The organism is Stutzerimonas stutzeri RCH2 (assembly GCF_000327065.1).
Lineage (GTDB): Bacteria > Pseudomonadota > Gammaproteobacteria > Pseudomonadales > Pseudomonadaceae > Stutzerimonas > Stutzerimonas stutzeri_AE.
Genome location: NC_019936.1, coordinates 559827 through 580296, shown reverse-complemented (window position 1 = coordinate 580296; position 20470 = coordinate 559827). Strand labels below are relative to the sequence as shown.

The window sequence follows — 20470 nt, the reverse complement described above, 5'->3', positions numbered from 1 at the left end:
CGGCTGTCAGCGCTTTTGTCGGCGCAGGCTTGGCTCAGTGCCTCGGATAGGTATGCAGACGTTGTCGCGCTCGCAGCAACTGCGAGCCACAAGCCGGGCAAGCGGCGGGGCCGGCGCCGTCCGGCCAGCTCACTTCGGCATTGCACAGCGCGCAGCTGAGCGTCTGCTGCAATGCCACAGGGGCATGTCTGGTGCGCAAGCCATGCCGCTGCCGGCTACCGCCGCGCACCGTCGGCCGCAACGCCTGGCGGCTCAGATGGGCCTGCTCTTCCGCGGCTGCATGCCAGCCCGAAAGCCATTGCGAATCGCGCTGCAGATAGGCGCGGATCAGCTCGAATTCGGCCGGCGTCAGCCCCCGCACCTCCAGTTCACCCGCGCCTGTTTCGCCGGTCGTACCCCGCTCCGCTTCCTGCAACGCTGAACTCAGTCGTTGCAATACCCGCGCATAAAGACTGCCGTCCTCCGACTGCTGTTCTCTGTTCATCAAACTCACCTCGCATTCATCCCGCCCCTGGATCAAGCGTAGCTCAGCCTGACTCGCCCAAGCCGCGTGCGACGGACGGAACCCCTGTCGGCTACGGCAAATCGGGTTTCCCTAGGCCGCGGGGGGTCATGTATGCTACGGCGCTTCCATGCCTCCGCCCGCAGCCCGCAGGGCCGCGTTTGCGCCAGTTCCGCCGGACCTGCCAGACGAGCCTGCGCCAGCATATTTGCGGAGAGCCAGCCCCCATCCCAACGCCAGTAGCCATGCACGAACAGTATCAGCCCCGCGAAATCGAAGCCGCCGCGCAGTCCCACTGGGATTCGCAGAAATCCTTTGAAGTGAGCGAACAGCCAGGCAAGGACACCTTCTATTGCCTGTCGATGTTCCCCTACCCCAGCGGCAAGCTGCACATGGGTCACGTGCGCAACTACACCATCGGTGACGTGATCGCCCGCTATCAGCGCATGCAGGGCAAGAATGTGCTGCAGCCCATGGGCTGGGACGCCTTCGGCATGCCGGCAGAAAACGCCGCGATGAAGAATCAGGTGGCGCCGGCCAAGTGGACCTACGAAAACATCGCCTACATGAAGGCCCAGCTGAAAAGTCTGGGCCTGGCGGTCGACTGGACGCGTGAAGTCACCACCTGCAAGCCCGACTACTACCGTTGGGAGCAATGGCTGTTCACCCGCCTGTATCAGAAGGGCGTGATCTATCGCAAGAACGGCACCGTCAACTGGGACCCGGTCGATCAGACCGTGCTGGCCAACGAGCAAGTCATCGACGGCCGCGGCTGGCGCTCGGGCGCGCTGATCGAGAAGCGCGAAATCCCGATGTACTACTTCAAGATCACCGCCTACGCGGATGAGCTGCTGGAGAGTCTGGACGAACTGGATGGCTGGCCGGAACAGGTCAAGACCATGCAGCGCAACTGGATCGGCAAGTCGCGCGGCATGGAAATCAGCTTCCCCTACGACATTGCCAGCATCGGCAGCGAAGGTCAGATGAAGGTCTTCACCACCCGTCCCGATACGCTGATGGGTGCGACCTACGTCGCGGTGGCCGCCGAACACCCGCTGGCTACCCTGGCGGCGCAGAACGATCCCGAGCTGCAGGCCTTCATCGACGAGTGCAAGCGCGGCGGCGTCGCCGAAGCCGACATCGCCACCCAGGAGAAGAAGGGCCTGGCCACTTCTCTGCGCGTGCAGCATCCGCTGACCGGCGAGTTGCTGCCGGTGTGGGTCGCCAACTACGTACTGATGAACTACGGCGAAGGCGCGGTCATGGCCGTCCCGGCGCACGACGAGCGCGACTTCGAATTTGCCAGCAAGTACGGCCTGCCGATCAAGCCAGTGGTACGCACCAGCGCCGGCGACCTGACTCCGTCGCCCTGGCAGGACGCCTACGGCGAGCACGGTGAGCTGATCAATTCCGGCATCTTCGACGGCCTCGATTTCGCGGGTGCGTTCGACGCCATCGAAGTGGCACTGCAGAAGAAGGGCCTCGGCCAGGCGCGCACCCAGTTCCGCCTGCGCGACTGGGGCATCAGCCGCCAGCGCTACTGGGGCTGCCCGATCCCGATCATCCATTGCGACAGCTGCGGCGATGTGCCGGTCCCCGAAGACCAGTTGCCCGTCGTGCTGCCGGAAAACGTGGTACCGGACGGCGCCGGCAGCCCGCTGGCGCGCATGCCCGAATTCTACGAATGCAGCTGCCCGAAGTGCGGCGCACCGGCCAAGCGCGAAACCGACACCATGGACACCTTCGTCGAGTCGTCCTGGTACTTCGCCCGCTACGCCAGCCCGAACTACGACCAGGGCATGGTCGACCCGGCCGCCGCCAATCACTGGCTGCCGGTGGATCAGTACATCGGCGGTATCGAACACGCGATTCTGCACCTGCTCTACGCGCGCTTCTTCCACAAGCTGATGCGCGACGAGGGGCTGGTCAGCTCCAACGAGCCGTTCAAGAACCTGCTGACCCAGGGCATGGTCGTGGCCGACACCTATTACCGCACCCTGGAAAATGGTGGCAAGGACTGGTTCAACCCGGCCGACGTAATCGTCGAGCGCGATGCCAAGGCCAAGGTCATCGGCGCCAAACTCGCCAGCGATGGCCTACCGGTGGAAATCGGCGGCACCGAGAAGATGTCCAAGTCGAAGAACAACGGCGTCGACCCGCAGGCCATGATCGACGCCTACGGCGCCGATACCTGCCGCCTGTTCATGATGTTCGCCTCGCCGCCGGACATGAGCCTGGAATGGTCCGACTCCGGTGTCGAGGGCGCGAGTCGCTTCCTGCGCCGCGTCTGGCGTCTGGGCCATGCGCACATCAGCGCGGGTGCTGCGGGCGCGCTGGATACCGCCAGCCTGAGCGATGAGCAGAAGGCCGTGCGCCGCGCGATCCATCTGGCCATCAAGCAGGCCAGCGTCGATGTCGGCCAGCACCACAAATTCAACACCGCCATCGCCCAGGTGATGACGCTGATGAACGTGCTGGAGAAAGCCGCGACCGCCACCGAACAGGACCGCGCCCTGCTGCAGGAAGGTCTGGAAACTGTCGCCCTGCTGCTCGCGCCGATCACACCGCATATTTCTCACGAACTCTGGCAGCAACTCGGCAAGCCGGGCGCGATCATCGACGCCTCATGGCCGAAGGTCGACGAATCTGCCCTGGTGCAGGACAGCCTGACCCTGGTGGTGCAGGTCAACGGCAAGCTGCGCGGCCAGATCGAAGTAGCGGCCGCCGCCACTCGCGAGGAAGTCGAGGCCGCCGCCCGTAGCAACGAGAACGTGCTGCGCTTTACCGAAGGCCTGACCATCCGCAAGGTCATCGTGGTGCCGGGCAAACTGGTCAATATCGTCGCTAACTGATTCGGCCCCGGCGTCCGCGCCGGGCCTGCAAGGGGATAACAAGATGAACAAACGGAATCTGATGGTGCTGGGCCTGACACTGCTGCTGAGTGCCTGCGGCTTCCAGCTGCGCGGCACCGGCGACGTCGAGTTCGGCCTCAAGGAAGTCAACCTGCAAGCACGTAACAGCTACGGCGAAACGGTGCAGCAGCTCGAAGACCTGCTCAAAAGCAACGGCGTACGCGTCACTCCGGCCGCCAAGTACAGCCTCAACCTGGCCAACGAACAGACCCGCCAGCGCACCGCGAGCTACACCAGCTCGGCACGCAGCGCCGAGTACGAGCTGACCAGCACACTCGATTACGAATTCCGCGGCCCGCAGAATCTGCTGCTGCTCGAAGACAGCATCGAAGTGCAGAAGGTCTACGTGCACGACAGCAACAACCTGATCGGCTCGTCCCAGGAAGGCGATCAGCTGCGCCAGGAAATGCGCCGCGAGCTGCTGCAACAACTGGCCCTGCGCATCCAGCGCATCACGCCGTCGCAGCTCGATCGCCTGCAGCAGGAAGCCGAAGCGAAGGCACGTGCCGAGGCTGAAGCCATGGAAGCAGCCCGTCGCGCCCAGGATGCACAGCCGCAACAGTCGCCCATCCAGCTGCCCATCCAGTAACAGGTAACGGGGGCCTCAAGGCCCCCGTCTTCGCATCATGAAGCTTTCTCCCGCTCAGCTCGGCAAACACCTGCAAGGCCCGCTGGCGCCGGTTTACGTCGTCTGTGGCGATGAACACCTGTTGTGCCAGGAAGCCTGCGACGCGATCCGTGCCGCGACGCGCGCACAAGGTTTCAGCGAGCGTCAGGTCTTTCATGTGGAAACCGGCTTCGACTGGGGCCAGCTGATCGAGGCCGGTGCCAGCCTGTCGCTGTTCGCCGAGAAGCGCCTGCTTGAACTGCGCATTCCCAACGGCAAGCCCGGGGACAAGGGCGCCGCGGCGCTGCTGGACTACCTGGCGCGTCCGGCCGAGGACACCGTGCTGCTGATCAGCCTGCCCAAGCTCGATGGCAGCACGCAGAAGACCAAATGGGCGAAAGCGCTGATCGACGGCAAGGACGTGCAGTTCCTGCAGATCTGGCCGGTAGATGCCGCGCAGTTGCCGCAATGGATTCGCCAACGCCTGGCCCAGGCGGGCCTGTCCGCCGATCAGGAGGCGGTTGAACTGATCGCCGCCCGGGTTGAAGGCAATCTGTTGGCTGCGGCACAGGAAATCGAGAAGCTCAAACTGCTTGCCGAAGCCGGGCAGGTCACCGCGGACACCGTGCAAGCCGCAGTCGCCGACAGCGCCCGCTACGATGTCTTCGGCCTGATCGACGCCACCCTGCATGGCCAGGCGGCTCACGCGCTACACATGCTGGAAGGGCTGCGCGGTGAAGGGGTCGAAGCGCCGGTGATCCTCTGGGCCCTGGCGCGCGAACTGCGCCTGCTGGCCAATATCGCTCAGCAGTATGCCCAGGGTATCCCGCTCGACCGCGCCTTCAGCCAGGCCCGCCCACCGGTGTGGGACAAGCGCCGTCCGCTGATTTCCAAGGCACTGCAGCGGCACAACGTGGCCGGCTGGAGCCGATTGCTGATGGATGCGCAACGCATCGACGAGCAGATCAAGGGCCAGGCGGCCGGCGATCCGTGGATCGGGCTGGCCGATATCTGCCTGCAGCTGAGCGGCCGCCGGATCGGCGCCTAGCTGCCAGAACGCTTCACTGGTCCGCACTGGACAATTTTTGCACAAGGCCTATGATGCCCTCGCCCGATAGTGGGCCACCATGAGGGAAATCGGATGAGCACACGCAAGAAACGGCCGAACAAGGCCAAAAGCCTGGTCGCGCAACCCCTGTTCCGCCAACGCCAGGAAACGCCGAAAAAAGGCAAAGGCAGCTACCGTCGCGAAGCCTCCCAGCCCACCAACTGGGAGGCTTCGGTCCTTCTGGCAGCCTGAAAACCCAACACCGCCAAAGCGTGATAATGTCTGCGGCCGACGACACGTTTCGAGAGTGGTGCATGTATCACACCTTCGTTCCCGTTCTGCTGCTTCGTACCCTGGTCGCCGCTTCGGCGATGAGCCTGGTCGTTGCCTGTGCAGCCGAACCCCTCGCGCAGTCCACTCTGGTCAGTAACGCCCCACCGTCAACCAGCTCGCATAGCAACACCGCCGCGGTCGACCTGGTCCCAGAAAGCCCTCATCTGAGCTTCAGCCAGTGGCGCGATCAGTTTCGTAGCGAAGCCCTGGCGGCAGGTATTTCCGCCAAGACCTTCGATCAGGCGTTCGCCGGCGTCGAACCCGATCCCGCAGTGATCGCGGCCGATCGTAGCCAGCCCGAATTCACTCGTCCCGTGTGGCAGTACCTGGAAGGCGCCATCTCCCCCCAGCGCGTGCGCAGCGGCCAGCGCCTACTCAGCGAGCATGCCGCCACACTGGACAGGATCGAGGCTCGCTACGGCGTTGATCGCGAAACCCTGGTCGCCGTCTGGGGGCTGGAGAGCAGCTTCGGCCAGATCATGGGCGACAAGTCGGTCATTCGCTCGCTGGCGACTCTTGCCCATGAAGGCCGCCGCCCGGCATTCGCCAAGAGCCAGCTGATCGCCGCACTGGAAATCCTCCAACATGGCGATGTTGCGCCACAGCGCATGCGCGGCTCCTGGGCCGGCGCCATGGGACAGACGCAGTTCATTCCGACCACCTACAACACCCATGCCGTGGATTTCGACGGCGACGGCAAGCGCGACATCTGGAACAGCTCCGCCGATGCCCTGGCTTCGGCAGCGCACTACCTGCAGTCATCCGGCTGGAAACAAGGGCAACCCTGGGGATTCGAGGTGCAGCTGCCGAAAGGCTTCGACTACGCCCTGGCCGACAACGAGATCCGCAAGCCGCTTGCCGAATGGCGCCGCCTCGGCCTCCATGGTCTGCCCAGCGGCCAGGACGAAGCCAACGCCAGCCTGCTGCTGCCAGCCGGCCACCGCGGCCCGGCATTCCTCATCATGGATAATTTCCGCGCCATCCTGCGCTACAACAATTCTTCGGCCTATGCGCTGGCGATCGGTTTGCTGGCGGAGAACTTCCAAGGCAAGGGACAGGTTGCCGGCAGCTGGCCACGCGGTGAGCAGCCGCTCAGTCGCTCCGAGCGTCTGGAATTGCAGGAGCGCCTCGTCGCCCAAGGCTTCGACCCGGGCACACCGGATGGCATCATTGGCGCCAATACCCGCAAGGCCATCCGCGGCTTCCAGCAACGCCTGGGCTGGCCAGCCGATGGCCACCCGACCCAGGAACTGCTCGGCCGCCTGCGCGCGCAACCCTGATTGCCAAACACAACAGAAAGATACGAAAAGCCCCGGCCATACCGGGGCTTTTGCTTTCATCTACAGGCGAGAGCCTGTGGTTACCATCAATGCTTGATGGCCACCTCATAGAGGTAATCCGGCAACGGATCGATGACCACCTGCTGCCCCTGGTAATGCGCTTGCACTGCCTCACGCGGCACGACGCCATGCGGTACGCGCTGGTCGCCGCCAAGACGCTGGCGAGCACGGTAGTCGATCACACAGCCATCGGTTTCGACCCAGAAGTGCGGCGACACCACCTTTCCGTCCAGCTCCACCTGCCCCAACATCGCCCGGTATGGAATGTGCTGCTTGGCCAGTCGTGTCACGACCAGGCGACTCATCGCATCGCACTCGACCTTCGCGGCATCCAGATCGTCAAGGAGGTTCTTTAACTGGGGTTCGTTCATCTGCTGTGGCCCTCGGTTGGCCTCATGGTGTAAACGAACGCCACTATAGACCAAAGTCTAATGCGTCGTAATGCCGCAATTTTCTTGCCAACGCTTCGGTTGCAAGCAGAACGGATTCAAGCGCGTGACCAGAAAAAAGCCGCAGAGGCAATCTCGATTACCCTGCGGCTTTCCTTGTGACGGCTGGCGCGACTGTTTGGGATCAGTCGTGCTTGGCCCCATGCGCCTGCTGATCGGCGTGGTACGAAGAGCGTACCAGCGGGCCCGAGGCGATGTTCTTGAAACCCATCTTCATGCCTTCTTCGGCAAACCAGGCGAAGGTATCGGGATGCACGAAGCGCTGCACCGGCAGGTGGTTGCGCGACGGCTGCAGATACTGGCCGAGCGTGAGCATGTCGATGTCGTGCTCGCGCATGCGGTGCATGACCTCGATAACCTCTTCGTCGGTTTCGCCCAGGCCGAGCATCAGCCCGGACTTGGTCGGTACGCCCGGCACACGCTGCTTGAACTTCTCCAGCAGATCCAGCGACCACTCGAAATCCGAGCCCGGGCGTGACGACTTGTACAGTCGCGGCACGGTTTCCAGGTTGTGGTTGAACACATCCGGCGGTTCACTGGCAGTGATGTCGAGAGCGATATCCATGCGGCCGCGATAGTCCGGAACCAGCGTTTCCAGCTGGATCGATGGCGACAGCTTGCGAATCTCGCGCAGGCAATCGGCGAAATGCTGCGCGCCGCCGTCACGCAGGTCGTCGCGGTCGACCGAGGTGATCACCACGTACTTCAGACGCATGTCGGCGATAGCCTGAGCCAGATTCTTCGGCTCATCCGGGTCCAGCGCGTTCGGCCGACCATGGCCGACGTCGCAGAACGGACAGCGCCGCGTGCAGATGTCGCCCATGATCATGAAGGTCGCGGTGCCGCTGGAGAAGCACTCGCCCAGGTTGGGGCACGACGCCTCTTCGCAAACGCTGTGCAGCTTGTGTTTGCGCAAGGTCTGCTTGATCTGGTCGACCTCCGGGGAAACCGGGATGCGCACGCGAATCCAGTCCGGCTTCTTCGGCAGCTCATCAGTGGGGATGATCTTCACCGGAATTCGCGCAACCTTTTCGGCACCGCGCAGCTTGACGCCGGCTTCTACCTTGGCTGGGCGCTTGCCTGCTGTTTCTACACTACTCATATGCTTCGATTCCGCCCGCGAGGGTCTTCTGTTGCGCGTATCCGAGCTGCCGGACCAATTGCTCGCGCAGTCTATCGGCCACTTGGCAGATGTCGATCGGTCCGATCAAGTCACGCATCTGGGTCATGGGCAGCCCTGCATAACCGCAGGGATTGATGCGCCGGAAAGGTTCGAGATCCATATCCACGTTCAGCGCCAGGCCGTGGAAGGACCGGCCGTTGCGAATGCGCAGGCCCAGCGACGCGATCTTCGCGCCATTGACGTAAACACCAGGAGCATCCGGTTTGGCTGTCGCCTCGACGCCATACTCGGCAAGCAGATCGATCAGGCTGCGCTCGATGCGACTTACCAGTTCGCGCACGCCGATTCCGAGGCGACGGACATCGAGCAACAGATAGCCAACCAGCTGGCCGGGGCCGTGATAGGTCACTTGGCCACCGCGATCCACCTGCACCACCGGAATATCGCCCGGGAACAGCAGGTGTTCGGCCTTTCCGGCCTGCCCCTGCGTGAACACCGGCGGATGCTGCAACAGCCAGATCTCGTCGTCGCTGTCCGCATCGCGTGTATTGGTGAACTGCTGCATGGCCTGCCAGGCAGACCGGTATTCGATCAGGCCGAGCTCACGCACACCCACTTCGTGGGTCATCACAGCACCATGTGAACACGGCCGGTGGCCCGCAGGTCGACATGGATGGCCTGCAGCTGTTCCACGCCAGTGGCGGTGATCAGTACCTGCAGCGAAAGAAAGCGCCCGCTGCGACTGTCACGGGTAACCACGGTGGTCTCGTCGAAATCCGGCGCGTGGCGCTGGATGACCTCGATCACGACCTCCCGGAACCCTTCGCCGGCGTCGCCGATCACCTTGATCGGGTAGCGCTCGCAAGGGAAATCGATCTTGGGTGCAGCAACATCTTGGTTATCGGTCATGGCGTAACGGACTCGTGATCCGCAGGTGCGCCGCGGCGGGATCAGCCAAGGCGCACTGGAGCGTGGTCAGTTGAACAAGCTGTAGAAGAAGAGGCGAATGCTATCCCAAAAGCGACGGAACAGCCCACCCTCTTCGATGGTCTCCAGCGCTACCAGGTCGGTGCTGCGCACCACCTTGTCGTCCAGCTTGACCTCGACCTTGCCGATCACGTCGCCCTGCTGGATCGGCGCGATGAGCGTGCCGTTGAAGCTCATCACAGCCTGCAGTTTTTCTACCTGGCCACGCGGCAGGGTCATGGTCAGATCCTGTGCCAAGCCGGCCTTGAGCTTGTCCTGCTGGCCTTTCCAGACCTGCGCCTGGGCCAGCTCAGTACCTTTCTGGTAGAAGGTGCGGGTTTCGAAGAAGCGGAAGCCATAAGTCAGCAGTTTCTGCGTCTCTGCTGCACGGGCCTGCTCGCTGTCGGTGCCGAACACCACCGAGATCAGGCGCATGTTGTCGCGCACGGCAGACGCCACCAGGCAGTAGCCGGCTTCTTCGGTATGGCCGGTTTTCAGGCCATCGACGGTCTTGTCGCGCCACAACAGCAGGTTGCGGTTCGGCTGTTTGATGTTGTTCCAGAAGAACTCTTTCTGCGCATAGATGGCGTAGTGCGCTGGATCTTCATAGATGATCGCCCGCGCCAGCTTGGCCATATCGCCAGCCGAGGAGTAGTGATCCGGGTCCGGCAGGCCGGTGGCATTCATGAAATGGGTATTGGTCATGCCCAGACGCTGGGCGGCGCTGTTCATAAGATCGGCAAAGGCTTCTTCGCTGCCGGCGATGTGCTCGGCCATGGCCACGCTGGCGTCGTTGCCCGACTGAATGATGATGCCATGCAGCAGATCGTCCACCGAAACCTGCGTGTTGACCTGGATGAACATACGCGAGCCGCCGGTACGCCAGGCCTTTTCACTCACGGTGACCATGTCGTTGTCGCTGATCTGGCCCTTCTGGATTTCCAGGGTGGCGATATAGGCAGTCATCAACTTGGTCAGGCTGGCGGGTGGCAGACGCTCGTCGCCATTGTGCTCGACCAATACCTCGCCGCTGGCCGCGTCCATCAGCAGGTAGGACTTGGCGGCCAGCTGAGGCGCCGACGGCAGGATCTGGGCCGCCCAGACGGTCGGGGCGACCGTCAGCAGAGTCAGGACTATGAAGCGTTGCACGAGGCTGGTGATGTTCATCCGAATCTCAAAGTTGGTCAGGTAAAACAGGTAATGTTTGCAAATGGGTCAGTCGGCAGCGACGCGCCGCGGCTGACCAAGATTGGCCAGGCGAACGCTCTGCTCGAGCTGCATGGCCTCATCCGGCGTGTCGATGGGTCCCAGCCGTACCCGATGCAGGGTCTGCTGGTTGTGTACCACCGAGCTGATGAACACCGGAGCAGACACCACGCCGCTCAGTTTGTCCTTCAACAACTGAGCTGCATCCGGATTGGCGAAGGCGCCAACTTGGAGAAACAGGCCAGAGGCTGCGGGCGAAGCGTTTTTTTTTGCATCGATTTCAAGCGGCACAGTGGCCGCAGCGTGCTGCTGAGGCGGTGGTGTGTACTGCTCGATCGGCTGGGCAATGCTGCTGGCGGGTTTGGCGGCGGCCATCTGCGGCTGCGCCATCATGCTCGGAACCGGACGTCCCTGCTGCGCCCACCACTGCTCCGGATCAATCCCTTCGACCTTGACCCGCGCCGTGCCGCTTTCGGCAAAGCCGAGTTTCTTCGCCGCCGCGAAAGATAGATCGATGATGCGATCGGAGTAGAACGGACCGCGGTCGTTGACGCGCAACGTCACCGTACGCCCGTTATCCAGATTGGTGACCTTGACGTAGGTGGGCAATGGCAGGGTCTTGTGCGCGGCGCTCATGCCGTAGAGGTCGTACTTCTCGCCATTGGCGGTGGGCTGCCCGTGAAACTTGGTGCCGTACCAGGAGGCGGTCCCGGTAGCCGAATAACGCCGCCCGTCACTGATCGGGAAATACGTCTTGCCCAGCACGGTGTATGGATTGGCCTTGTATGGACCGTAATGCGGCATCGGCACCGCGTCCTGGATCTGCGAAACGTCTACGTCCCACCAGGGTGCGCCGTCCTTGTGAGGCCGGGCATAGTCGCCAGGGCCGCTGCTGCCGGCCGGCTTGCTCTGCGTGCTACTGGGCGCCGGTGTCGACGAACAACTCGCCAGCAGTAAGCCAGTCACGCCCAGCACTACAAGCCTTGTCCAGATAGCACTCATTGTTCGCCTCGCGCTTCGGCCAGCAGCTGGGACAGCTGATGCACGGCCATGGCATACATGACGCTGCGGTTATAGCGGGTGATGACGTAGAAATTCGGCAGGCCCAGCCAGTATTCGTCGCCCTCAGCACCTTCCAGACGGAATGCAGTCACCGCCGTGTCATCAGCCACGGACTTGTCGAACTGCCAACCCAGGCTGCGCATCTCGCCGGCGTTCTTCTGCGACTCCAGGCCGACGGTCAGACCTTCCTCGAAGCGCTTGCCGGACACTTTCGCACGAGCCACGACGGGCCCGCCGGCTGTCCAGCCATGCTGCTTGAAGTAGCTGGCCGCACTGCCAATGGCATCGGTGGGGTTGTTCCAGATATCGATGCGGCCGTCGCCATCGAAGTCGACGGCATAGGCACGGAAGCTGCTCGGCATGAATTGCGGCAGCCCCATGGCCCCGGCGTAGGAGCCCTTCAGGGTCAGCGGGTCGACCTGCTCCTCACGGGTCAGCAGCAGGAATTCCTTGAGCTGCTGGCGGAAGAAAGGCTGCCGCGGCGGATAGTCGAAGCCCAGAGTGGACAGCGCATCGATCACTCGATGGCTACCCGTGTTGCGACCATAAAAAGTCTCGACACCGATGATCGCCACGATGATCTCGGCCGGCACGCCGTATTCGGTTTCCGCGCGAGTCAGGGCCGCTTCGTTCTCGCGCCAGAAATCTACGCCTTGAGCGATGCGCGAATCGGTAAGGAAGATCGGTCGGTATTCCTTCCACGGCTTGACCCGCTCGGCCGGTCGCGAAATTGCGTCGAGAATCGCCTGCTTACGTTCGGCCTGCTTGAACAGGTCACGCAGCTGCTCGCCGGCGAACCCGTAATCGCGGGTCATTTCCGCGATGAACTCGTCCACGTTCGGGCCGGTGTAGTCCGCGGCCTGCAGCGGCAGACTTCCCAGCATAGCGCCGGCCAAGCCCACGCCCCCCAGCATCCGTGCTACCCAGCCACGCCGTAATGAAGTCAACAAATTCACTCTCATCAAACCTGTGCGATCCACTTGCGATGGGTGTGGATCGACATCAAAACCCCGAACCCTGACAACAGGGTCACCAATGAAGTTCCACCGTAGCTTATGAAGGGCAGAGGCACCCCCACAACCGGCAGCAGCCCACTGACCATACCGATATTGACGAAAACGTAAACAAAGAAGGTCATCGTCAACGCACCGGCCAGCAGTTTTCCGAACAATGTCTGCGCCTGCACAGTGATCACCAGTCCGCGGGTGATCAGCAGGATATACACCAGCAGGAGCAGACATACGCCGACCAGACCGAACTCTTCGGCGAGCACGGCGATGATAAAGTCAGTGTGGCTTTCCGGCAAAAAATCCAGGTGCGACTGGGTGCCAGCCAGCCAGCCTTTGCCAAACACCCCGCCCGAGCCGATCGCCGCCTTCGACTGGATGATATTCCAGCCGGTACCGAGCGGATCGCTCTCTGGATCGAGGAAAGTCAGCACGCGCTGTTTCTGGTAATCGCGCAATACGAAGTACCACATCGCCACGGCGATGGGCACCACAGCCGCCACCGCACTGATGATCCAGCGCCAGCGCAGCCCGCCAATGAACAGCACGAACGCGCCGGAGGCGAGAATCAACAGCGAGGTGCCAAGATCCGGCTGTTTGAGAATTAGCACGAAGGGAATCAGGATCATCGCCAGGCTGATCGCGGTGTGCTTGATGCTCGGCGGCAGGCTGCGTGACGACAGATACCAGGCGATGGTCATCGGCATGATGATCTTCATGAATTCCGATGGCTGGAAGCGGATCACCCCGGGAATGTTGATCCATCGCGTGGCCCCCATCGCCGTGTGGCCCACCACTTCCACTGCCACCAGCAACGCAACCACTCCGAGATACCCCAGCGGCACCCAGCGCGCCATGAAACGCGGTTCGAGCTGCGCAATGACCAGCATCGCGCCCAACCCAAGCCCGAACGAGGTGGCCTGCTTGATGACCAAGTCCCAGTTCTTGCCGCTGGCCGAATAGAGAATGAACAGGCTGCCGGCCGCCAGCACCAGCAGCAGAACCAGCAGAAGCCCATCGATATGCAGGCGCTGCAAAAGACTGGCGCGGCGGCGCAGCACGTCCTCGCGCGACAGGGTACGGTCGAAATTGCCATTCATGGCTTCTTCCCCTGGGCGGTCACGGGTGGAGCGAACTCGGGCTTGAGCTTGCCCTCCTCATCCAGCAGCCAGGCGTCCATGACCTGCTTGGCCACTGGCGCGGCGACGCCGGAACCGGACTCACCGTTCTCGACCATCACCGCCACCGCAATCTTCGGGTCATGCACCGGAGCAAAGGCAACGAACAGGGCGTGGTCACGATGGCGCTCGGCCAGCTTGGCACTGTCGTATTTCTCGCCCTGGCGGATGGCGACCACCTGCGCAGTACCGCTCTTGCCAGCGATGCGATAGACCGACGTGTCACCGACCTTGCGCGCCGTGCCGCGGGCGCCATGCAGCACCTGCTCCATGCCATGGATGGCGTGCTCCCAGTGGCGCGGGTCGCGCAACTGGATGTCCGGCAGCGGATCGGGGTCCACCGGCAGCTCGCCACCAATGCTGCGCGCCAGGTGCGGGCGGATCCATTTGCCGCGCGTCGCCATCAGCGCAGTGGCTTGGGCCAGCTGCAACGGCGTGGCCTGCATGTAGCCCTGACCGATGCCGAGGATGACGGTTTCGCCGGGGTACCAGGGCTGGCGGTAGCGCGCCCGTTTCCAGTCGCGCGACGGCATCAGCCCAGCGGTTTCCTCGTGCATGTCCAGCGAGACACGCTGCCCCAGGCCGAAGCGGGTCATGTAGTCATGCATGCGATCGACGCCCAGTTTGTGGGCCATGTCGTAGAAGTAAGTGTCATTGGAACGGGCGATGGCGAGATCCAGATCTACCCAGCCATCGCCACTGCGGTTCCAGTTGCGGTATTTGTGCTGCACGTTGGGCAGCTGGAAGAAGCCCGGATCGAAAACCCGGGTGGTCGGCGTGACCACGCCTGCGTCGAGCCCGGCGACGGCCATCATCGGCTTGATCGTCGAACCCGGCGGGTACAGCCCACGTAGCACGCGGTTGTACAGCGGCCGATCAATGGAATCACGCAGCTCGCCGTAGTCCTTGAAGCTGATACCGGTGACGAACAGGTTGGGGTTGAAGCTTGGCTGGCTGACCATTGCCACCACTTCCCCGGTATCCGGCAACAGCGCGACGATCGCGCCGCGACGCCCACCCAGGGCATCCTCGGCGGCTTCCTGCAGATCGAGGTCGAGCGACAGGGTGATGTCCTTGCCCGGGATCGGGTCGGTTCGCTTGAGCACACGCAGCACGCGGCCACGGGCGTTGGTCTCGACTTCCTCGTAGCCGACCTGCCCGTGCAGCTCATCCTCGTAGAACTTCTCGATGCCGGTCTTGCCGATGTGGTGCGTACCGGCATAGTTGACCGGGTCGAGCTGCTTGACTTCCTGCTCGTTGATCCGCCCGACGTAGCCCACCGAGTGGGCGAAGTGCGCGCCCTGCGGGTAGTGCCGGACCAGCTGCGCCACCACCTCGACGCCGGGCAGGCGAAACTGGTTCACCGCGATGCGCGCGATCTGCTCTTCGGACAGTTCGTACATGATCGGCACCGGCTCGAATGGCCGCCGCCCCTGCAGCACACGCTTCTCGAACAGACCGCGCTCTTCTTCGCTGAGCTCAAGTACCTCGACCACCGCATCGAGCACGGTCCTCCAGTCGCCAGCACGCTCGCGGGTAACCGTCAGGCTGAAGCTCGGCCGGTTGTCGGCGATGACGCGCCCCTGCCGATCGAAGATCAACCCGCGGTTGGGCGGGATCGGCTGCACATGGACGCGATTATTCTCCGATAGCGTCGAGTGGTATTCGAACTGCACCACCTGCAAGTAGTACATCCGCGCTACCAGCACGCCGATCAGCAGCAACACGACTGCAAGACCCACGACGACGCGACGGCGCACCAGTACGGCGTCCTTCTCGTGGTCCTTGAGCTGAATCGGTTGCGGCATCTTCGCGAACTACTTGTGGTAAGGATGACCGGACAACAGCGTCCAGGCGCGGTAGATCTGTTCGCCGATCAGGATTCGCACCAGCGGATGCGGCAGGGTCAACGGTGACAGCGACCAGCGCTGCTCGCTGCGCGCACAGACCTCAGGCGCCAGCCCTTCAGGGCCGCCAACCATGAGATTGACGTTGCGCGCGTCGAGCCGCCAGCGCTCGATTTCCGCGGCCAGCTGCTCGGTGCTCCACGGCTTGCCGTGTACTTCGAGCGTGACGATGCGCTCGCCCGGCTGGACCTTGCCCAGCATGGCTTCGCCTTCCTGGCGAATCAACCGCGCCACATCGGCGTTCTTGCCGCGGGTGTTGAGCGCAATCTCGTGCAGCTCCAGCGGCAGCTCGGACGGCAGACGCTTGGCGTATTCCTGCCAACCGTCTTCGACCCAGCGCGGCATCTTCGAGCCGACCGCGATCAGCTTGATACGCACGGATCACTCCGCGTCGTGAGTGTGCTGCGCGCGGCTCTGTTCGGCGCCCTGCCACAGACGTTCCAGGTCGTAGAACTGACGGGTCGGCACCTGCATCACATGGACGACCACATCGTCCAGATCGAGCAGTGCCCACTCGCCCCCCTCCAGGCCTTCGCTGCCAATCGGGCGAACGCCCTGCTCCTTGACCTTCTCCAGCACGTTTTCGACGAGCGACTTTACGTGCCGGCTGGAACTGCCACTGGCGATGATCATGTAATCGGTGACGCTGGTCTTGCCACGCACATCGATGGTGGTGATGTCCTGGCCTTTCAGATCTTCCAGGGCGGCAACCGCCAGCTGGACCAACTCTTCAGTTTGCATAACGTGAAAACAACCTCAGTTCGACGCCCGGTACAGTCCGTGCGCGTTGATATAAGCCAGTACGGCATCGGGAACCAGGAATCGGACCGACTTGCCACTGGCCAGCAATTGGCGAATCTGTGTGGCGGACACCTCCAACGGTGTCTGCCAGACGAAGGCAATCTGCCCGCTGCCCCCGCTAAGCGCCTGGGGATCGGACACGCTGCGCGCGGCAAGCAGATCGCGCAGTACCTGCGGCGCCTCGCTGCCGGCGTCCGGCCGCTGCAGTACGAGGATATGGCAGTAATCGAGCAGCTCCTCCCAGCGATGCCAGGTGGGCAGCCCGCAGAAGGCGTCCCAGCCCACCACCAGCAACAACTGGTCTTGCTCGCCCAGTTCGGCGCGCAGCGATATCAGCGTGTCGATGGTATAGGACGGCTTTTCCCGCTCCAGCTCACGCGCGTCCACGCATAGCGGCGGCAGATCCAGCACCGCCAGGCGCACCATCGCCAGGCGATCCTGCGCCGAGCAATTGGGGGTGTCACGGTGCGGCGGCCGCGCGTTGGGTATCAGCCGCAGCTCGTCGAGACCGAACATTTCGGCCACTTCCAGCGCACCGCGCAAGTGCCCGATGTGTACCGGATCGAAGGTGCCGCCGAGAATACCGATGCGCCGGGCGCCGCTGCCTTGGCTCATCAGGTACGGACGTGACCGTCGCCGAAGACGACGTACTTCTCGCTTGTCAGTCCCTCCAGGCCGACAGGACCACGGGCATGGAGCTTGTCGGTGGAAATGCCGATCTCGGCACCCAGGCCGTACTCGAAGCCGTCGGCGAAACGCGTCGAGGCGTTGATCATCACCGACGCAGAATCCACCTCGGTGAGGAAACGCCGGGCATCAGTGAAATTCTCGGTAACGATCGCATCGGTATGCTGCGAGCCGTAGCGATTGATGTGTTCGATGGCCGCATCCAGCGAGTCGACCAGGCGAATCGACAGGATCGGCGCGTTGTACTCGGTGGACCAGTCCTCTTCGCTCGCCTCCAGCACATCGCTGCCAAGCAGGGCGCGCGTACGCGGGCAGCCCCGTAGCTCCACGCTCTTCTCGCGATAGATCGCTGCTAGCGGCGGCAGCACCTGCTCGGCAATGCCCGGATGCACCAGCAGCGTTTCCATGGTGTTGCACGGCGCAAAGCGCTGGGTCTTGGCGTTGTCGGCGATGCGGATGGCCTTGTCGACGTCTGCTGCCACGTCGATATAGACATGACAGATGCCGTCCAGATGCTTGATCACCGGCACCCGGGCGTCGCGGCTGATACGCTCGATCAGGCCCTTGCCGCCGCGCGGCACGATCACATCGACGAACTCCGGCATGCTGATCAGCGCGCCGACCGCGGCACGGTCCGTGGTTTCCACGACCTGCACGGCGGCGGCCGGCAGACCGGCCTCGGCCAGGCCGAGCTGGATGCAGCGGGCAATCGCCTGGTTGGAATGAATGGCTTCCGATCCGCCACGCAGGATGGTCGCGTTGCCCGACTTCAGACACAGGCTGGCGGCATCAATGGTCACGTTGGGCCGCGATTCGTAGATGATGCCGACCACCCCCAGTGGCACCCGCATCTTGCCGACCTGAATGCCGGACGGCATGTAGCGCATGTCGCGAATCGCCCCGATCGGATCCGGCAAGGTAGCGACCTGGCGCAGCCCTTCGATCATGCCGTCGATCACCTTGGGCGTCAGCGCCAGGCGGTCGAGCATGGCGGCATCCAGACCATTGGCACGACCACCGGCCAGGTCCAGCTCATTGGCCCGCACCAGTTCGTCGCGGGCAGCATCGAGCGCTGCGGCGGCGGCCTGCAGGGCGCGGTTCTTCTGCGCCGTACTGGCGCGCGCAAGCACTCGCGAGGCCTCGCGCGCGGCGCGGCCCAGGCGGGTCATGTAATCGAGTACGGACTCGGTCATGGATCTAGCTGGCCTGACTGAAGGGAAAGCGGCTGATTATAGCTACCCCGGACGCCCACGCACAGCAGCGCCGGGCGAAAGGCGCTCGAATGCCGTACTGCGCTGCCCGCGCAGGACAGCACTGCGCGGCCGCCAGCATGGCGCAGTATCCTCGCGGCACGAAACCCAGCGCTCTATCATCAGGTCGAAAGGCGTTCACGACGCAAGGAATTACCCATGAGCCAATGGCTCGACACCCTTACCCAATGGCTGGCCGCCAATCCGCAATGGCTGGGCCTGGCACTGGTCATCGTCGCCTGCATGGAATGCCTGGCAGTAGTCGGCCTGATCGTTCCAGGCACCGTCATGGTCTTCGCCATCGCCGTGCTGGCCGGCAGCGGCGTATTGACCCTGGGGCAGACCCTGCTGCTCGGATTTATCGGCGGGCTCATCGGCGACCTGCTGTCCTACGCGCTCGGCCGGCGCTATCACCAGGGCATTCGCAGCTTGCGCGGTTTGCGCGATCACCCGGAGTGGCTGTTGCGCGCGGAGCATTATTTTCAGCGTTACGGCGTCGCCAGCCTGCTGGTGGGCCGCTTCATCGGCCCGCTGCGGCCCATGCTGCCAATGACGGCCGGCATGCTTGACATGCCATTCGGGCGCTTCCTGCTGGTCAGCCTGTGCGCCGCCGCGGGCTGGTCGATGGCTTACCTGCTGCCTGGCTGGAGTGCCGGAGCGGCAATGCGCCTGCCCCTGCAAGACGGTTTCTGGAGCGAGGCGGCTGTAGTTGTCGGCGCATTGCTGATCCTGATTGGCGCGACCGCCTATGGCAGCCTGCGCCAGTTGCGCTGGGTCAGTGCGGTGTCGGCTGGGCTGAGCGTCGTCATCCTTCTCGGGCTGTTTTTCGGCTGGCCGCACCTGAAGGAACTCGACGAAGGCCTGCTGGCGGTAATCCAGGGGGAACGCAGCGCCACTTTCGACCGTGTCATGGTGGTGATCACCCGCACCGGAGACTTCCACACCCAACTGTGGGCCGCAGTATTGCTGTGCGTGTTGCTCCTGCTCGCACGCCAGTGGCGCGCTGCGCTGTTCGCCGTTTGCACATTGCTCGGAACAGCAGTCGCCAACGGCGCACTGAAGGCCACCTTTGCCCGGGTCCGCCCCGAGGTGCTGATGGAGCCGCTGAGCAGCTACAGCTTTCCCAGCGGACACAGCTCAGCGGCGTTCGCCTTCTTTCTGACCCTCGGGGTGCTCGCTGGTCGCGGCCAGCCACCGCGCCTGCGACTCGCCTGGCTGGTGCTGGCCAGCCTGCCCGCAACGGCGATCGCACTCTCAAGGGTCTATTTGGGAGTGCACTGGACCACGGATGTCACCGCCGGCGCGCTGCTCGCCGCGAGCATCTGCGCAGCCAGCTTGTCCCTGGCGCAGTGGCGCAGTCCGCTAGCGGCGATGGCACCCAAGGTCTGGTGGCTGATCCTGCCGGCGTGCCTGGGGCTGCTCGGCGCATTCAGCATCTGGGCGCTGCCGACGGCGATGCAGATGTATCGGTATCAGTAGAGCGCTGGACGCTGCGAAAGCGCCGAACTAGGCGCCATCCTGCAGCAGCTCGAGCAGGCTCTGAATCTGCTCGAGCTGCTGTTCCGGCTCGTCGAGCCCGAGCAGCTCGATCTTCTGCCCGGCCTCGAACGGCAGCAGATAGGCCAGCTGACTGGCCAAGGCGGCCTGATCGCTCACTGCACCACCCAATCCCAGGGTTTTCACCATCGGATGCTGGCCGAGCGCCGCGAGCAGCACGATCAGATCGGCGTGGTGCTCGGCCAGTGGCTGCGGATCGGGGGCGCTGCGCCAGGCCACCTCGGCGACCGTCAGCTGGTCGCGCAGCACCTCGGATGACTGGACGTCGAATCGCCTTCCACCCTCCACGCGAATGCCCAGCAAGCCGTTGGGCAGCTGCTGCCAGTCACGAATCAGCGCCTCGCAACCCACCCGAGCAAAGGATGTCGGCGCGGCGCCTACCTCGCCGCCCGCGAGGATATGCACTACACCAAAGCCATGCCCGGCCTTGAGGCACTGGCTGACCATGTCGAGATAGCGCGCCTCGAAAATCTGCAGATCGAGGACGCAACCGGGGAACAGTACGGTATCCAGCGGAAACAACGGCAATCTCATG

The 20470-nt window shown here is 63.4% G+C and carries 21 protein-coding genes; 6 read left to right on the top strand and 15 right to left on the bottom strand.

Features of this window, described 5'->3' with window-relative positions; translation table 11 throughout:
* Positions 1-34: 34 nt before the first annotated feature.
* Positions 35-484 carry a hypothetical protein gene (locus tag PSEST_RS02585; protein ID WP_015275516.1) on the bottom strand — a complete coding sequence of 150 codons (450 nt, stop codon included), beginning with the start codon at positions 482-484 and terminating at the stop codon, positions 35-37.
* A 263-nt stretch (positions 485-747) separates the two neighbouring features.
* Here PSEST_RS02585 and leuS point away from each other — a divergent pair, with 263 nt between their 5' ends.
* The 5 genes from leuS to PSEST_RS02560 all read left to right on the top strand — a co-directional run bounded on the left by leuS (position 748) and on the right by PSEST_RS02560 (position 6682).
* Positions 748-3354 carry a leucine--tRNA ligase gene (gene leuS / locus PSEST_RS02580; RefSeq protein WP_015275515.1) on the top strand — a complete coding sequence of 869 codons (2607 nt, stop codon included), beginning with the start codon at positions 748-750 and terminating at the stop codon, positions 3352-3354.
* 43 nt (positions 3355-3397) lie between these two features.
* Positions 3398-4003: an LPS assembly lipoprotein LptE gene (lptE, locus tag PSEST_RS02575; RefSeq protein WP_015275514.1), complete on the top strand. Its 606-nt coding sequence runs from the start codon at positions 3398-3400 to the stop codon at positions 4001-4003.
* A 37-nt stretch (positions 4004-4040) separates the two neighbouring features.
* The gene (holA, locus tag PSEST_RS02570) at positions 4041-5069 is read left to right on the top strand and encodes a DNA polymerase III subunit delta (RefSeq protein ID WP_015275513.1); all 1029 of its coding nucleotides are present in this window, start codon (positions 4041-4043) and stop codon (positions 5067-5069) included.
* Between the two features lie 93 nt (positions 5070-5162).
* On the top strand, positions 5163-5321 hold the full coding sequence (gene arfA, locus PSEST_RS02565) for an alternative ribosome rescue factor ArfA (RefSeq protein ID WP_015275512.1): 159 nt from the start codon (positions 5163-5165) through the stop codon (positions 5319-5321).
* A gap of 62 nt (positions 5322-5383) precedes the next feature.
* Positions 5384-6682, top strand: a complete 1299-nt coding sequence (locus PSEST_RS02560) for a lytic murein transglycosylase (RefSeq protein ID WP_015275511.1) — start codon at positions 5384-5386, stop codon at positions 6680-6682.
* 86 nt (positions 6683-6768) lie between these two features.
* On the opposite strand, the gene PSEST_RS02555 is transcribed toward PSEST_RS02560, so the two are convergent.
* The 13 genes from PSEST_RS02555 to PSEST_RS02495 all read right to left on the bottom strand — a co-directional run bounded on the left by PSEST_RS02555 (position 6769) and on the right by PSEST_RS02495 (position 18321).
* Positions 6769-7113, bottom strand: a complete 345-nt coding sequence (locus PSEST_RS02555) for a hypothetical protein (protein ID WP_015275510.1) — start codon at positions 7111-7113, stop codon at positions 6769-6771.
* A 202-nt stretch (positions 7114-7315) separates the two neighbouring features.
* The gene (gene lipA, locus PSEST_RS02550; RefSeq protein WP_015275509.1) at positions 7316-8293 is read right to left on the bottom strand and encodes a lipoyl synthase; all 978 of its coding nucleotides are present in this window, start codon (positions 8291-8293) and stop codon (positions 7316-7318) included.
* Entirely contained in the window at positions 8286-8942 is a 657-nt protein-coding gene (gene lipB / locus PSEST_RS02545) for a lipoyl(octanoyl) transferase LipB (RefSeq protein ID WP_015275508.1), read from the bottom strand. Before lipB ends, lipA begins: the two co-directional genes overlap by 8 nt.
* Positions 8942-9223, bottom strand: coding sequence for a DUF493 domain-containing protein (locus tag PSEST_RS02540; RefSeq protein ID WP_015275507.1), 282 nt, complete (start codon positions 9221-9223; stop codon positions 8942-8944). The genes lipB and PSEST_RS02540 overlap by 1 nt, the downstream gene beginning before the upstream one ends.
* A 66-nt stretch (positions 9224-9289) precedes the next feature.
* Positions 9290-10447: a D-alanyl-D-alanine carboxypeptidase family protein gene (locus tag PSEST_RS02535; protein WP_015275506.1), complete on the bottom strand. Its 1158-nt coding sequence runs from the start codon at positions 10445-10447 to the stop codon at positions 9290-9292.
* A gap of 48 nt (positions 10448-10495) precedes the next feature.
* Positions 10496-11488 (bottom strand): septal ring lytic transglycosylase RlpA family protein, encoded by a 993-nt coding sequence (locus PSEST_RS02530; RefSeq protein WP_015275505.1) that lies wholly within the window; start codon positions 11486-11488, stop codon positions 10496-10498.
* Entirely contained in the window at positions 11485-12462 is a 978-nt protein-coding gene (gene mltB / locus PSEST_RS02525) for a lytic murein transglycosylase B (protein ID WP_041756429.1), read from the bottom strand. The genes PSEST_RS02530 and mltB overlap by 4 nt, the downstream gene beginning before the upstream one ends.
* Before the next feature lie 47 nt (positions 12463-12509).
* Positions 12510-13655: a rod shape-determining protein RodA gene (gene rodA / locus PSEST_RS02520; protein WP_015275503.1), complete on the bottom strand. Its 1146-nt coding sequence runs from the start codon at positions 13653-13655 to the stop codon at positions 12510-12512.
* On the bottom strand, positions 13652-15541 hold the full coding sequence (mrdA, locus tag PSEST_RS02515; protein ID WP_015275502.1) for a penicillin-binding protein 2: 1890 nt from the start codon (positions 15539-15541) through the stop codon (positions 13652-13654). Before mrdA ends, rodA begins: the two co-directional genes overlap by 4 nt.
* A gap of 9 nt (positions 15542-15550) precedes the next feature.
* Positions 15551-16018 carry a 23S rRNA (pseudouridine(1915)-N(3))-methyltransferase RlmH gene (rlmH, locus tag PSEST_RS02510; RefSeq protein ID WP_014818954.1) on the bottom strand — a complete coding sequence of 156 codons (468 nt, stop codon included), beginning with the start codon at positions 16016-16018 and terminating at the stop codon, positions 15551-15553.
* Between the two features lie 3 nt (positions 16019-16021).
* Positions 16022-16381: a ribosome silencing factor gene (rsfS, locus tag PSEST_RS02505; protein ID WP_015275501.1), complete on the bottom strand. Its 360-nt coding sequence runs from the start codon at positions 16379-16381 to the stop codon at positions 16022-16024.
* Positions 16382-16396: 15 nt separating this feature from the next.
* On the bottom strand, positions 16397-17056 hold the full coding sequence (nadD, locus tag PSEST_RS02500; RefSeq protein ID WP_015275500.1) for a nicotinate-nucleotide adenylyltransferase: 660 nt from the start codon (positions 17054-17056) through the stop codon (positions 16397-16399).
* Complete coding sequence (locus tag PSEST_RS02495) at positions 17056-18321, bottom strand: glutamate-5-semialdehyde dehydrogenase (RefSeq protein ID WP_015275499.1); 1266 nt, start codon at positions 18319-18321, stop codon at positions 17056-17058. Before PSEST_RS02495 ends, nadD begins: the two co-directional genes overlap by 1 nt.
* Before the next feature lie 216 nt (positions 18322-18537).
* On the opposite strand from PSEST_RS02495, the gene PSEST_RS02490 reads away from it, so the two are divergent.
* Positions 18538-19857 carry a bifunctional DedA family/phosphatase PAP2 family protein gene (locus tag PSEST_RS02490; RefSeq protein ID WP_015275498.1) on the top strand — a complete coding sequence of 440 codons (1320 nt, stop codon included), beginning with the start codon at positions 18538-18540 and terminating at the stop codon, positions 19855-19857.
* Between the two features lie 27 nt (positions 19858-19884).
* On the opposite strand, the gene PSEST_RS02485 is transcribed toward PSEST_RS02490, so the two are convergent.
* Positions 19885-20469: an LON peptidase substrate-binding domain-containing protein gene (locus tag PSEST_RS02485; protein WP_015275497.1), complete on the bottom strand. Its 585-nt coding sequence runs from the start codon at positions 20467-20469 to the stop codon at positions 19885-19887.
* Position 20470 lies beyond the last annotated feature (1 nt).